The sequence below is a fragment of the Thalassotalea litorea genome (assembly GCF_005843925.1).
Classification (GTDB): Bacteria; Pseudomonadota; Gammaproteobacteria; order Enterobacterales; family Alteromonadaceae; genus Thalassotalea_A; species Thalassotalea_A litorea_A.
In genome coordinates, this window is record NZ_VCBC01000021.1 from 1 (window position 1) to 13,538 (window position 13,538).

The window sequence follows — 13,538 nt, forward strand, 5'->3', positions numbered from 1 at the left end:
CTGCAATCAAAGCCTTGTCTAAAAGCCTTTAAATTCTCACTGAGTGAGCAATAATTTAATGGGATTGGTATTATTTTATCACCTGCAATGCAATTTGATTGCTAATTGAGTGCATATCGAGTGCAAACGCGTTGAAAGCTAAGGGAAGCGCTCGTGGTGGAAATCCTGTTTTTTTACTGATATCCAAAATGCCGTCTATCCTTAAGTCAAGCTCAGCACTTCTGATCAATAATCGGTGATTTTCGGTATGTATCCTCAGGATTTCAAATCTCTTTGTAACGACATATTAAAAGAAGGACGCCAACGACTGGCGATGAGTATGGGTATCGTCAGTCATATTCACGATGATCGCTATAAAATTGTCGCGATTTCTTCTCTAACCGGTGTTTTTGTCGCGGGAGAAGATTTCCCCTTGAAAGATACCCATTGTCGCGACGTTTACGAACAACAAAAAACCATCGCACTCACCCAAATAGATGATATTCCTGGGCTTCAACTTCACCCCCTATATGACAGCCTTGCGCTAGAGGCATATATATCTTCACCGATTATTGTCGACAACAACGTCTGGGGGACGGTAAATTTTAGCTGCATGCAAGTTCGAGAAAAACCATTCTCTGACAGTGACATTGCGTTTGTAGAAAATGCGGCAAGCTCAATTGCAAATGAACTTATCAGTTTTTCCAAGCCGATAATAATTAATTGCTAAAGATTCCACTTCGCTTTTATACTCCGCGCGGTTAACACGGCCTGTTGCTATTCCTGTGTTTAAAACATTCCTTCCTTTACAACATTCCTCCATCCACGTAGGCTGTTTCGCACAAACTACCAATAAAGCCTGATGCATGTCACAACAAAGCAACACTAATCACTCTCAAAAATTAGGATTCTGGACTGCCACCTCGGTAGTTACTGGCAGCATGATAGGCAGTGGCATATTCTTGTTACCCGCGTCTCTGGCGCACTTCGGTAGCATCAGCCTTGGCGGCTGGCTGTTTACTGCCCTAGGCTCATTATCCCTAGCGTACGTTTTTGCCAAATTGTCCCAATATATTCGTGGCTCTGGGGGACAATACCTATACTGTCGGCAAGCATTCGGTCCATTAACCGGTTTTTTCACCGCCTGGGGCTACTGGCTTTGTGTGGTGTCGGCCAACGCTGCCATTGCCATCGCGTTAGTCAGTTATCTAACGGTATTTTTCCCGGCGTTAAAAGACTCTAACACCCTATCTATGCTAACGACGTTGGGCTGTATCTGGGGCCTCGCACTTATCAATATCCGCGGCGTCAAGCTTGCGGGCCAAGTGCAGTTATTGACCACCTTATTAAAACTTCTTCCCTTAGTTGCCATCGCTTTTATTGGCCTTTTTTACATCAACCCTGAGCATTTCCAGCCACTTAATTTAAGTGAACAATCGGATTTCTCAGCATTAACCGCAACAGCAGCCTTAACAATGTGGGCATTTGTCGGCATGGAAGCGGCCAACAACATTGCTGGTGAAATTAAAGATCCGGAAAAGAATGTAGCACGTGCGGCAATGCTCGGTACGTTAGTCAGTGCCGTAGTTTACATTTTTGGATTTATCGCAGTGATGGGAATTATTCCTCCCGAAACACTACAGCAATCAAATGCGCCCTACGCAGAAACCGCGGCGTTTTTATGGGGCGATACCGGTTATTACCTGATTGCTGCCTGTGCGGTTATTTCATGTTTTGGTGCATTGAATGGCTGGACCCTTGCGGTTGCTCAAATTCCTTTGGCCGCAGCCAAAGAAAATATGTTTTTATCCACCTTTGGCAAACTGTCGAGATTTCAGACACCTGCAAACGGAATCATAATCTCAACGATACTGGTCAGCCTGTTAGTGCTGATGAACTATAACGAAAGCCTGATCGATCAATTTACAATAGTGATCTTGCTGTCGACCTTAACCTCGGTATTGCCTTATTTGGTATCTTCCCTTGCCCACATAAAAATGTCCGGTAAAGATAGTATTCGCCATTCAAAAGTGAACACGACCATTACCAGTTTTGCCGCATTGTTTTCGGCCTGGATCATATACAGCATTGGGATGAAGACAGTAATATTTGGGGTTATCTTGCTGTTGGCAGGTTTCCCTATGTATTGGTATTTACAGCGAAAAAGCGCCAATCAATCCCTAAATGATAAAATCGTAGATACGCATTAAGTAACGGATTTAAACTACTTTAGAAAAGTTTAATCGATAGAACAACAAAAAAGGCGATGTGTTGAAACCAACAATCATCGCCCTTTTTTTCTTAGCTATTTAGCTATTTAGCTATTTTTACCAAGCCTGTTAATGGTTAAGAACTTAACAAATAACAGCCTAAAGCTATTTACTTTCAAACGTCGACCAGCGCCGTTATCTTTTGGGTTTTGAAAAATAGGCCCGCTTAATTAAGGCCCACGACTAGCCCCACCACCAGACCCGGAACTATTGAGAGCGACGATATTTCATCCCGCCAATTCCCAACAGAGCCGCCGCAAATAACAGCATGGTGCCAGGTTCAGGGATCCCTTGCGGTGGTTCACCAATAAAGAACGTTAGTGACTCTAAGTATCCCGTAAATTGGTCGGTGGCACCTGCGATAGTGAATGCGCTACCGGATAAAGGCACATCTAACGCGGAACCCACTTCGTAATATAAGGCTGTATCCAAAATACCACCCGCTACGAGTACGAGTCCGTCGGCCATTTCCTGATGACCATCTAGGCCCATCAAACCATTGAAGCTAATGCCCGTTATGGTTACTGCTTCGTTGAAAGAGAGGATCAGTACATCGCCGTAGGCTAAATTGTCGCCATCAGCCGCACTGTCGACACCGAGGCCACCATTCGCGGGGAAATCCTGAATGACTATTTCCTGGCTTGTCACAATGAGTTCAAGACCAAAATAGCTAAAGGACAAGCCCATGCCTTCACCAACAATATCCGACGAGACTAAATCAAAAATGAAGGTTAAAGAACCATCTTCATTTTCGATATAATCGGTTTGTCCGGGGATCACAGCACCAAAACTTTGGGCTGACAAAAAGGTCAAGCAGGTTGCAAAAATTAGTTTTTTGAGAAGTTTCATGAACTCTCCTTACTGAACATTAATTAATGACAAAAATTCAAGGAGGTATTTATTGGTGTTATTAACCTGAACAATCGTACCGCGCTTGCTCTGCAAGCCACTATCCAATGCAGGAACTGCACCACTTTAATAACTTTTTTATTTAAATCTAATTATCAATACGTTACAAATTACTGATAAATAACTTATTACAATGAAGTGTCAATTTGTAAAAGACTCTGACATAAGACGCGGAGTCAAATCTAACGCAAACGCAGATCCCCACTTTCGTGAGAATGACGGAACAAAGTGCCAGCTAAAGCTCTAAAGGTGACAAACACAGCTAAAAACACTGTGTTAGGGTGACGGCCGCAGCAAACAACACTGCGTCTGGTGACAAATTGAACTGAAGTTCTCTTAGGGTGACTACCCTTGCCGTCATTCCCAGACACTACTGGGAATTTAATGCAAAAGCAGATCCCCACTTTCGTGAGGATGACGGTGGGAGTTAGGGTGACGGCAGGGGCAGTGCCCGTTTGGCTTTTAACCGACGAAGTCGTCCACCCAAAAACCTGCAGGGACTAAGGTTTTATCCACCCGACGAAGTCCTCCACCCAAAAACCTGCAGGGACTAGGGTTTTATCCACCCGCGCAGCCTTCTCGTCATTCCCAGACACTACTGGGAATCTAACGCAAAAGCAGATCCCCACTTTCGTGAGGATGACGGAGGGAGTTAGGATGACGGCTGGGGCAGTGCCTGCTAGGCTTTTAACCGGCGAAGTCCTCCACCCAAAAACCCGCCAGGGCTAGGGTTTTATCCACCCGCGCAGCCTTCTCGTCATTCCCAGACACTACTGGGAATCTAACGCAAAAGCAGATCCCCACTTTCGTGAGGATGACGGTGGGAGTTAGGATGACGGTGGGAGTTAGGATGACGGTGGGAGTTAGGATGACGGTGGGAGTTAGGATGACGGTGGTGAGGTACTTGGATGACGACAGTGCGATTGAGAATGTACCCTCATAGCTCGTTAATCGGCCAGCTGTTGTTTAAAACACTCGATCAAACACTCGATATTGGCGGTGCCAACATAATTTGGCCGAATCAAAAATGCCAGTGTCCGGTGAGGCCCAGGTTCATTAAGATGCACGGCTTTAAGCTCGCTGCTATTTGTCACAAGTGCGTCTAATGCCATTTCTGGGACGATTGTCGTACCAAGCTGACCCGCCACCATTTGCACCAATGTCGTTAAACTTGTAGCACTAAGTCCCCGATTATTGGAACTCACGGGCAAGTGACAAGCCGCCAACGCATGCTCTTTTAAACAATGCCCGTCCTTTAGCAACAACAAGTGGGATAATTCCATTTCATCGGAACGAATTTCCTGTCGCTGCGCCAATTTATCTTCTTTGTTGGTGATCCAGTAGAAATCTTCTTGCCAAAATTCAAAGGCGATTAACCCATCATGGGGATAAGGTAAGGCTAAAATTGCCGTATCAAGTTCGCCGCGGCGCACCATATCAACCAGAACATTGGACTTGTCTTCGACAATTCGCAATTGCGATTGAGGATACTGTTGGCGTACACCGGGTAAAACCTTGGGTAATAAATACGGGGCGATCGTCGGTATCACGCCAATACTCATTGGTGCGGACAACGGCTGTTTATGCATTTTTGACAGCAAATACAATTCATCGACATCCAGCTTTATTTTTCTTGCCTGCTGTAAAATTCCCTTCCCTAACTCTGTAACCAGCACTTTTTTGTTATCCCGTTCAAAAATGCTTACCCCGAGTTGCTTCTCCAGCTCATTTATTGCGGTGCTTAATGCCGATTGTGAGACCGCACAGTGATCCGCAGCATTCTTAAAATGTAAGAACTTTTCCACCGCCAGTGCATATTTAATTTGTTTTAACGAGATCATATAAACTCATAGTTCTATAAAACTGATTATTAAATTCTATTTAATTAATTTTATTAATCAAGCGAAAATCACTAATCTGTGTTCATCGAGTCGGGGCATCCCGAACAGTTAACCGTAATTTCAAGCACGACAAAAGAGGAAAACAACAATGGCTAAAATCAATCAATCTATCCCAGAATTTAAAGCGGAAGCGTTTCATAATGGCGAGTTCAAAACCATTAGCAGTGATGATGTGAAAGGCAAGTGGTCGATCTTTTTATTCTATCCGGCGGACTTCACGTTTGTATGCCCAACCGAGTTAGAAGATATGGCAAATCACTATGATGAGTTACAACAGCTTGGTGTTGAAGTTTATGCGGTATCCACTGACACTCACTTCTCTCACAAAGCCTGGCATGACACCAGCGAAGCGATTGGTAAAATCAGATTTCCGATGCTTGGCGACCAAACCGGTCACATCACTCGTGGCTTTGATGTGATGATCGAAGAAGATCACATGGCAATGCGCGGTACCTTTCTGGCTGACCCTGACGGCATTATTCAGGTGGCAGAAATTCACAACGGTGGTATCGGACGCAGTGCCAAAGACATGGTTCGTAAAGTGAAAGCGGCACAATATGTACGTGAAAATGATGGCGAAGTATGCCCGGCGGCGTGGGAGCAAGGGGAAGAGACCTTAACCCCAAGTCTGGATTTAGTTGGCAAAATTTAATTCCCGACAAACCGTCTAATCAAGCGGGCTATTCGGCTCGCTTACTTTCTTACTTTACCCGGAATGTAAAACCTATGCTTAATAACGATATTCTAAATGCTCTAAAGGCTTACACGAAAACCATGACAAATAACGTCACCCTGGTTATGCAACCGGGTGAACATCCAAAACGTCAGGAGTTGGAGGAGTTTCTGGAGAAACTCTGTTCAGTCAGCGAAAATCTGAACTGGCAAATCAGTCACTTTGATCTCGGATTAAACAGTCCACTAAGTTTCGCAATACAAGTGAATGATGAGCTCAATGGCGTCGTTTTTTCTGGGATCCCAGCGGGACACGAATTCAATTCTCTGATCTTAGCGATTCTGCAATCTTCAGGGACTGCATTAAAGCTCGATAGCAGCCTGCAAAGCCTGATCAAATCCGTTGCAGAACCTCTGCACTTTGAAGTATTTGTCAGTCTGTCATGCCACAATTGCCCGGATGTCGTACAGGCATTAAATCAGTTTGCGATGTTAAACCCACAGATCAGTAGTGAAATGATCGACGGTGGTTTATATCCAGACATTATAGAGTCGCGCAATATTCAGGGCGTCCCAAGTGTTTATCTAAACGGTGAACCGTTTGCAAACGGCAAGGTTGATACCGCAATCCTTATTGAAAAATTGCAAACACACCTGGGTGAAAACTTTAAAGCGTCTGCTTCGATCGAACAGAGCCCCACGCAGGACGTAACTGTTATTGGCGGCGGACCCGCAGGCGTTTCAGCAGCGATTTACAGTGCCCGTAAAGGCCTGAAGGTAACATTGATTGCCGACCGCATTGGTGGTCAGGTAAAAGATACTGTGGGGATTGAAAACCTGATTTCCGTTTCAAAAACTACCGGTAGCGAACTGACCAACAACCTTATTGCGCATATGAATGATTATACGATCAATCTCAAAGAGCATATTCGCGTCGACAAAATCGAAAAAGGTGACGTCAAAACACTAACCCTGTCCAGTGGAGAAGTGTTAACGACGAAAACCCTGATCATTGCCACCGGAGCAAAATGGCGAGAACTCGGTGTCGAAGGTGAAAAAGAAAATATTGGTCAGGGCGTCGCCTACTGTCCACACTGTGATGGTCCGTTTTTTAAAGGCAAAGATGTCGCGGTAATTGGCGGTGGTAATTCAGGTGTCGAAGCGGCTTTGGATTTGGCTGGTATGGTAAAAAGCGTCACCTTATTCGAATTTTTGCCAGAACTTAAAGCGGATAAAGTATTAGTCGAAAAAGCCGAACAAAGTGCCAACATTAAGATAATAAAGAGTGCGAAAACGGAAAAAGTGCTGAGTGATGGCACTAAGGTCACCGGGCTACGTTATCAAGATCGGAATACCGAAGAAATAATGGATGTCGATTTGGACGGTATTTTTGTGCAAATTGGTTTAGTGCCTAATTCGGAATTTGTCAGCAATCTGGTTGAGCGCAACAACTTTGGTGAGATCATTATTGATGAAAAAGGGCAAACGTCAGAGCCTGGGGTCTTTGCCTGTGGCGATGTCACTACAGTTCCCTATAAGCAAATAGTGATTGCAATGGGCGAAGGTTCTAAAGCCTCATTATCCGCCTTTGACTACCTGCTGCGAGCGGCGTAACCCCAAAACCAATGCAAGTTGGCTGTTTCGAAAAAGAAATGGCCAACTTTTTTGTTTCTGAACGAGTTTCTTGATTGTATTTTCTGGTTTGTATTTTCTTCATTAAAGTTTGCGCTAAGCTTAATCTTAAGTACTGGTTTTTATCCCATCAAAAACAGCCATGAAGTCTTTCCCTGCCCTGTATTTCAGTAATCTGTTATTAGCCATCGGCACTGGCTTATTGACCACATATCTCGCTCTGTACTTAACCAAAAGTAATGTTAATGCATTTTGGATTGGCTTGTTGATGAGTAGCTATTATGCTGGCTTGCTGACTGGCTCTAAAATGGGGTATCTGTTAATCAAACAGGTGGGACATATACGAGCCTACGCTGCAAGTACCGGAATGATAATTGCCTGTTGTGCCGTCCACGCGTTAAATGATCACATTTTGGTATGGCTGGCCATTCGCTTTATCTTTGGCATCGGCATGATGTGCAACTTTATGATTTTAGAAAGCTGGTTAAATGAACAAGCAGAACCAGAACAACGAGGACGATTATTCGCCTTTTATATGATTACCGCTTATTTAGGCATGGTCATTGGGCAGTATACAATTTCCTGGTTTAGTGACCTCGGAACTGAGCCATTGTTAATGGTTATTATTTGCATATCCCTTTGCATTATCCCCATCGCCACCACAAGGCGGATCCACCCATCGCCGTTAAAAGAAACCCATTTTAGTGTCCTTTCGTATTGGCGAAAAACACCACAGGCGCTGACCACCATTCTTTTTTCTAGCATGATTATCGCCAGTTTTTACGGCCTATCTCCGGTATTGATGAAAGACACTGGATTTAATGCTCAGCAGATTGCTTTGGTCATGAGTTGCACCGTTCTCGCAGGGCTTATTGCACAATGGCCAATGGGAATATTATCTGATAAATTTTCGCGAAGTGTGTTAATACGCATCAATGTGTTGTGTCTGACGTTTATCTGCATCGGAATTTTCATTGTCCCCTTTACCTTTACCCATATGATTTTGCTAAGTTCATTGTTTGGCTTGTTTGCATTTTCTCTTTATCCGCTTGCATCGGCACTCGCAAATTCTCGTGTTGAGCAGGGAGACAGGGTTGGAGTGTCTTCCGCGCTCTTAATGACGTTTGGGGTTGGTGCCGGCTTTGGTACACCTTTAATCGCCAAGGCGATGGACATTTTTGGCTATGTATTGCTGTATGGGATCATGGCGAGTATTTCCACAGTTCTATTGATTTTATTGATATTTATGAATACTCGTCTGCGAACTGAAACCCCCGAAAATAGTGAATATGTCGTCACCACATCCGATCTTAGCTCATCGCCTCTTGCTGCATCGTTTGACCCTCGTATTGACGAAGAAGTTGCCCATGAGCAATTGCTGGATGAAAAACTAGAAATGGATGTTGAGCAAGAAATGAATTCTGAAAATGTGAAGAATACAGAAGATGCCAGATGTGAAACTGATTTGAATACAGGCTTGGCTGAGGATTTAGCTGAGAAGTTCAAGAACAATAAAGACAATAAAGACAATAAAGACAATAAAGACAATGATGACGATACGCCAGACAATAAAAAAGAGTGAGACTTTAGGCTCACTCTTTTATCGATTGTTTACTTAAAATTGAATGACAACACAAATTATAAGTTGTATCCAACTTAAGGTTTATTGCTTAGCTGCGACGTTTTAAGAAACGACAGCCAAATAAGCCAGAAGCTAACAGCAATAGCGTACCTGGCTCAGGTACGCCAAGTGGCGGCTCGCCAATGAAAAACGTGATGGATTCCACATAACCGGTAAAATCTGCATCTGCGACCACATCAAAGCTGGAAATCAGACCGCTGTCTGGTAATGTGCCTTGCCCAGTCAATGAATAAGCGGCAGCATCTAGACTGTTACCATTCACAGAAACCATGCCATCAGCCATTTCTTCATGGCCATCGCCTGACTGCAAACCATTAAAAGCTATACTGATCAGCGTAATAGGATCATTAAAAGCAAAGGTCATTGATTCACCACCTGCTATATTGTCGCCATCAGGATCTGGCTCAATACCTAAGCCCCCATCGGATGGTTCATCTTGAATGACAATATCACTGCCCGTGACCAAAACTTCAAAGAAGTCGATGCTAAAAAGCAAGCCATCGCCCTCGCCTTCAATATCAGACGTGACAAGATCAAATATCATGGTTATGGAAGAGTCATCGTTAACGATAAAATCCGTTTGACCCTCAACGACAGCAGAATGTGCCTGAGTACTTAAAGCCATTGCACCGGCTAGTGACATATATTTTAGAAATTTCATAGGTTGCCCCTCGAATCGTTAAAAAGTGATCGAAAGACATAAGTGGAGATTTTTATTAGTATTCTACAACCATTTACATCTAACACCGTTTTACATTTAACACATCCCCAAAATTAATTACTGTCTGGGGAACCCACCTTTTCGTACAAACACTACTACCTGGAAATTCTTATCTCGAAAAAGTCGGCATCATAGCAATGCATTAATTACGCCAAAATATAGGTAAATTATATTTATGTTTTGAAACAATAAGTTGGGTTGGATTTTCAAAGAAGCTTGATGCAACGTCGATTGCAGACGTAAATAATTCCGACAACATGAAAACGGTGAAAGGTAAAAGCAGAAAGATGAAAGGTGGCAGAAGGAAGGGAAAAAGACAAAAGTAATTCACTATATTAGAACGTTATGTTCGGCAAAATTTAATGTCGTTGTGGCGCGAACTATTAGAAAATATCGGTATTGAATTCCCCTTGAGACCTCGAACATGAACAAGACATTTAGCTTTGCCATCACCCACTTTTCTGTAGCATTCCTGGTGACCTACTTGCTTACGGGCGACCTATTGCTTGGCAGTTTAGTCGCGATTGTCGAACCTCTCGTAAACACCTTTGCCTACCACATTCATGAAAAAATCTGGAATGCAAAAATGCACACAGGAGAACAAAAGCATGCCCCTTCATCAAAACATGGATCCTTATATTTTGCTCAGCACGCTTAATATGAAGATGCGTAATGACAACGTCGGCTTACTTCACGTTTGTTGTCAGTATGATTTAAATGAAAAGCAAGTCTGCAATATACTTAACCCACTGGGGTGGCATTATGTCGAGGCGATAAAGCAATTTAAACCTGCCTAGTCGCCCTCCACAAATAACCAATGTTGCAATGCAGAAACCGTAACCATAACCGATTGTTGATTAAACTCGACTCGATAGATATCACAGACATTTGTCACCGTTTCCAGCTTATCTTTTGTGGTAACGAAAACAACGACTTTACTACGTTCTTGCTGCCCTTGATAATAGCCTTTACTATCGAATACCGTGAAGCCTATCAAGCGCTGCGCCAGTGTGTTTTTTTCAAATTCGAGCCAGCGTTTTTCAGAGATCGCTGAGCCATTTTTCTCGGTCAGGCCAAAATACATGTGTACAACAACGTCCGTGCTAACCTGCACAGTTTCTACTTGCTCCTGATACACTTGAGACTGATTGGATTGGGCTGGGCTCGCTTCATTTTCTGCTAATGACTGACAACCTAAAACTAAGTTCATCAACAACATGCCAACCATTAGGCGCAGCCAGAATTTCTGCTGTATCAAGCGCCGCTGGCGACTTAGTTTGCGTTTGGCAAACATCGATGTTTCCTCTATTTCAAAAACTTTCAAACTTTTTCCCTTATGGTCGCGACTATTAAAGTATCGCCAAACCGCTAGGAAAACAAAATGCAAATTATCAAAACTCTCAACACTGGTGTTGTTATTCTGACTGCCAGTTGCCTTCCCTTCTTTGTTTCGACATACGTCGATGCCAATGAAGTGTCTACTCAAAATCAAGAGCAAGTTCAGAACCAAGTGCAGAACCAGAAACACGCGAATGTACGGTCGAAAACCAAGGAAAGTAATCACATACATGTCGTCAATTCAAGCAACAAAGGAAGTCATCAAGGCACCGTTTTTCATGTTAATGGCACGACATTTACCTGGGAACAACTTAACAAGGAACAGCAACAACAACTTATTGGCATTGAGAAAAAACTGAAAGAATCTGAACAACAACTAACGGCCCAAACCGATGGAATAGAACAAATTGCAAAGCAGATAGAAGTGAAAGCCAAGGAGATCGAACAACAAGCTCGTAAGATGGAAACAGCGACGATAAAAATTGAACTTGAAGAAATGAGCTACCGGGAACTGGAAGGATTACAGCATAAATTGGAGACAGCCACCCGTCAATTCGAAAAAATTATTCGAGAGAAAGAACAGGAACTCAGGGCCATCGAAGGTACGCTCCCTGAAATCGACCAAAAACATGTTCAGGCTATTGAAGCCCAGGCTCGCGAATATGAAGCGGCACTAGTGGTTATTGCCAAAGCGTTCGCCCCGACAATTGAACAGAAAGTCGATGAAGCGAAGTGATAGAGTCAAACCCCAGACAGTCAAACGCTTTAACAAGACACCCATCACAAAATTCGTCGACGAGTGATTAAAAACACTTTAACTAGACACCCATCGCAATATTCGTCGACGAGTGACTAAATATCTCCAATTGTAGCGAAATAATGCAGGAGAATTAAAAACTACCTTCCTCCTCCGTCATTCAGACTCGAATTGTTATGCCAAATAGTAGCAAGATTACTAAAAAGCGCGATTAGCCCTCGTAGCTTTGCCGCTTTTCGCTTCCCAACCGCCAATTATATTCGGATTGAACGCTGCCCTAATTGCCCCAAAAAATTAACGCCCTATCAACAGTTATCAAGACACCCATAGTTATCAAGACACCCACGTCAAACAACATAAAAGGCAAATCCTCCTAAGGCAATGAGCATGCAAGATAGCCCCAATAAAATATGTACTTCCCAAGTTTTTCGTAATCAGAATAAGGATTCTTATTTGTGGGTGTCTGGATAACGATTTATAGATGGGTGTCTTGATAAGGATTCATTTAGGCGTATATTTTCGGCTAAGCTTTAGTACATTCTTAACTTTGGGGCAAATTAACCGAAATGGGCATCTTTGAACGCTATCTCTCTTTGTGGGTCGGCATTTGTATCATTGCCGGTGTTATATTAGGGAATATTTTTCCTGATTTATTTGCATCTCTGGCGGCACTTGAATTTGCCAACGTTAATTTTATTGTCGCCATTTTGATCTGGGTGATGATTTATCCGATGATGGTGCAAATCGACTTTTCATCCATTAAGGATGTCGGTAAAAAACCCAAAGGCCTTATCCTGACCCTGGTGGTGAACTGGTTGATTAAACCGTTTACCATGGCCGCATTAGGCTGGCTATTTTTCCGGGTTATTTTTGTCGATTTGGTTGACCCGCAATCGGCCAATGAATACATCGCGGGAATGATTTTACTGGGAGTAGCGCCCTGTACCGCTATGGTCTTTGTCTGGAGTCAACTCACCAAAGGCGATGCCAACTACACCCTGGTTCAGGTATCGGTTAATGATATCATCATGATATTTGCGTTTGCGCCCATTGCCGCTTTTCTGCTTGGGGTTAGTGATATTCAGGTACCTTGGGAGACATTGCTATTCAGTGTTGTTCTTTATGTCCTCATTCCCTTAATTGCCGGCATATGGACCCGCAAGAAATTGGAGTCAAGTAAAGACAAACATGAGCTGGAGCACTTTCTGGCCAAGATCAAGCCCTGGTCGATGGCGGGATTGCTTGGTACTGTGGTGTTGCTGTTTGGGTTTCAGGCAGAAGTCATCACTGAGAAACCGCAAATTATCGTACTTATCGCGATTCCCTTATTGATCCAAACCTATGGCATTTTTTTTATTAGCTATGGCGCCGCCAAAGCGATGAAATTACCTCACAATATTGCCGCTCCCGCATGCATGATCAGTACATCCAATTTCTTTGAATTGGCTGTTGCTGTCGCTATTTCTCTTTTTGGTTTACATTCTGGCGCAGCGTTAGCAACGGTCGTTGGCGTGCTCGTGGAAGTGCCGGTAATGCTATCGCTGGTTGCGATAGCAAATAGAACGAGACATGTGTTCGACAATTAAACTTAAAAACCCCCTGCGGGCGTTTTTTGCCTTAAGAGGGAAACTGCGCTGTTGGAGTCAAAATAGGATTTTGAAGGTGGAGTCGAAGTAAAAGTCACTTCGATGGTGGAGTCGAGATGAAACGCATCTCG

General features: G+C 43.5%; 13 protein-coding genes. 9 read left to right on the top strand and 4 right to left on the bottom strand.

Annotation, left to right across the window (positions count from 1 at the left end; all coding sequences use genetic code 11):
- Window positions 1-247 precede the first annotated feature (247 nt).
- On the top strand, window positions 248-709 hold the full coding sequence (locus FE810_RS15965) for a GAF domain-containing protein (RefSeq protein WP_138321494.1): 462 nt from the start codon (window positions 248-250) through the stop codon (window positions 707-709).
- Window positions 710-845: 136 nt separating this feature from the next.
- Window positions 846-2,189, top strand: coding sequence for an amino acid permease (locus FE810_RS15970; RefSeq protein WP_138321496.1), 1,344 nt, complete (start codon window positions 846-848; stop codon window positions 2,187-2,189).
- Window positions 2,190-2,456: 267 nt separating this feature from the next.
- Here FE810_RS15970 and FE810_RS15975 read toward each other — a convergent pair whose 3' ends face one another.
- Complete coding sequence (locus FE810_RS15975) at window positions 2,457-3,098, bottom strand: PEP-CTERM sorting domain-containing protein (RefSeq protein ID WP_138321498.1); 642 nt, start codon at window positions 3,096-3,098, stop codon at window positions 2,457-2,459.
- 1,007 nt (window positions 3,099-4,105) lie between these two features.
- Window positions 4,106-4,999 (bottom strand): hydrogen peroxide-inducible genes activator, encoded by an 894-nt coding sequence (locus tag FE810_RS15980; protein WP_138321500.1) that lies wholly within the window; start codon window positions 4,997-4,999, stop codon window positions 4,106-4,108.
- A gap of 148 nt (window positions 5,000-5,147) precedes the next feature.
- Here FE810_RS15980 and ahpC point away from each other — a divergent pair, with 148 nt between their 5' ends.
- The 3 genes from ahpC (at window position 5,148) to FE810_RS15995 (ending at window position 8,945) form a co-directional block, all read left to right on the top strand.
- On the top strand, window positions 5,148-5,711 hold the full coding sequence (gene ahpC, locus FE810_RS15985) for an alkyl hydroperoxide reductase subunit C (protein WP_138321502.1): 564 nt from the start codon (window positions 5,148-5,150) through the stop codon (window positions 5,709-5,711).
- 74 nt (window positions 5,712-5,785) lie between these two features.
- A complete protein-coding gene (gene ahpF, locus FE810_RS15990; protein WP_138321504.1) occupies window positions 5,786-7,345 on the top strand; it encodes an alkyl hydroperoxide reductase subunit F in 1,560 nt (519 codons plus the stop codon).
- 160 nt (window positions 7,346-7,505) lie between these two features.
- Entirely contained in the window at window positions 7,506-8,945 is a 1,440-nt protein-coding gene (locus tag FE810_RS15995) for an MFS transporter (RefSeq protein ID WP_138321507.1), read from the top strand.
- Between the two features lie 88 nt (window positions 8,946-9,033).
- Here FE810_RS15995 and FE810_RS16000 read toward each other — a convergent pair whose 3' ends face one another.
- Window positions 9,034-9,666 carry a PEP-CTERM sorting domain-containing protein gene (locus FE810_RS16000; RefSeq protein ID WP_138321509.1) on the bottom strand — a complete coding sequence of 211 codons (633 nt, stop codon included), beginning with the start codon at window positions 9,664-9,666 and terminating at the stop codon, window positions 9,034-9,036.
- A gap of 484 nt (window positions 9,667-10,150) precedes the next feature.
- On the opposite strand from FE810_RS16000, the gene FE810_RS16005 reads away from it, so the two are divergent.
- Window positions 10,151-10,384 carry a DUF2061 domain-containing protein gene (locus FE810_RS16005; RefSeq protein WP_138321511.1) on the top strand — a complete coding sequence of 78 codons (234 nt, stop codon included), beginning with the start codon at window positions 10,151-10,153 and terminating at the stop codon, window positions 10,382-10,384.
- 7 nt (window positions 10,385-10,391) lie between these two features.
- The gene (locus FE810_RS17305; RefSeq protein WP_370738939.1) at window positions 10,392-10,523 is read left to right on the top strand and encodes a hypothetical protein; all 132 of its coding nucleotides are present in this window, start codon (window positions 10,392-10,394) and stop codon (window positions 10,521-10,523) included.
- On the opposite strand, the gene FE810_RS16015 is transcribed toward FE810_RS17305, so the two are convergent.
- A complete protein-coding gene (locus FE810_RS16015; RefSeq protein ID WP_171022400.1) occupies window positions 10,520-11,050 on the bottom strand; it encodes a DUF3574 domain-containing protein in 531 nt (176 codons plus the stop codon). The genes FE810_RS17305 and FE810_RS16015 overlap by 4 nt on opposite strands.
- Before the next feature lie 57 nt (window positions 11,051-11,107).
- Here FE810_RS16015 and FE810_RS16020 point away from each other — a divergent pair, with 57 nt between their 5' ends.
- On the top strand, window positions 11,108-11,800 hold the full coding sequence (locus FE810_RS16020; protein WP_171022401.1) for a hypothetical protein: 693 nt from the start codon (window positions 11,108-11,110) through the stop codon (window positions 11,798-11,800).
- A 587-nt stretch (window positions 11,801-12,387) separates the two neighbouring features.
- Window positions 12,388-13,407, top strand: coding sequence for an ACR3 family arsenite efflux transporter (gene arsB / locus FE810_RS16025; protein WP_138321519.1), 1,020 nt, complete (start codon window positions 12,388-12,390; stop codon window positions 13,405-13,407).
- Window positions 13,408-13,538: the final 131 nt, after the last annotated feature.

What these genes read in the sequence shown, in the direction of transcription:
- FE810_RS15965 (WP_138321494.1), top strand. Translation starts at nt 248, where the DNA reads ATGTATCCTCAGGATTTCAAATCTCTTTGTAACGACATATTAAAAGAA.
- FE810_RS15970 (WP_138321496.1), top strand. Translation starts at nt 846, where the DNA reads ATGTCACAACAAAGCAACACTAATCACTCTCAAAAATTAGGATTCTGG.
- FE810_RS15975 (WP_138321498.1), bottom strand. Translation starts at nt 3,098, where the DNA reads ATGAAACTTCTCAAAAAACTAATTTTTGCAACCTGCTTGACCTTTTTG.
- FE810_RS15980 (WP_138321500.1), bottom strand. Translation starts at nt 4,999, where the DNA reads ATGATCTCGTTAAAACAAATTAAATATGCACTGGCGGTGGAAAAGTTC.
- ahpC (WP_138321502.1), top strand. Translation starts at nt 5,148, where the DNA reads ATGGCTAAAATCAATCAATCTATCCCAGAATTTAAAGCGGAAGCGTTT.
- ahpF (WP_138321504.1), top strand. Translation starts at nt 5,786, where the DNA reads ATGCTTAATAACGATATTCTAAATGCTCTAAAGGCTTACACGAAAACC.
- FE810_RS15995 (WP_138321507.1), top strand. Translation starts at nt 7,506, where the DNA reads ATGAAGTCTTTCCCTGCCCTGTATTTCAGTAATCTGTTATTAGCCATC.
- FE810_RS16000 (WP_138321509.1), bottom strand. Translation starts at nt 9,666, where the DNA reads ATGAAATTTCTAAAATATATGTCACTAGCCGGTGCAATGGCTTTAAGT.
- FE810_RS16005 (WP_138321511.1), top strand. Translation starts at nt 10,151, where the DNA reads ATGAACAAGACATTTAGCTTTGCCATCACCCACTTTTCTGTAGCATTC.
- FE810_RS17305 (WP_370738939.1), top strand. Translation starts at nt 10,392, where the DNA reads ATGCGTAATGACAACGTCGGCTTACTTCACGTTTGTTGTCAGTATGAT.
- FE810_RS16020 (WP_171022401.1), top strand. Translation starts at nt 11,108, where the DNA reads ATGCAAATTATCAAAACTCTCAACACTGGTGTTGTTATTCTGACTGCC.
- arsB (WP_138321519.1), top strand. Translation starts at nt 12,388, where the DNA reads ATGGGCATCTTTGAACGCTATCTCTCTTTGTGGGTCGGCATTTGTATC.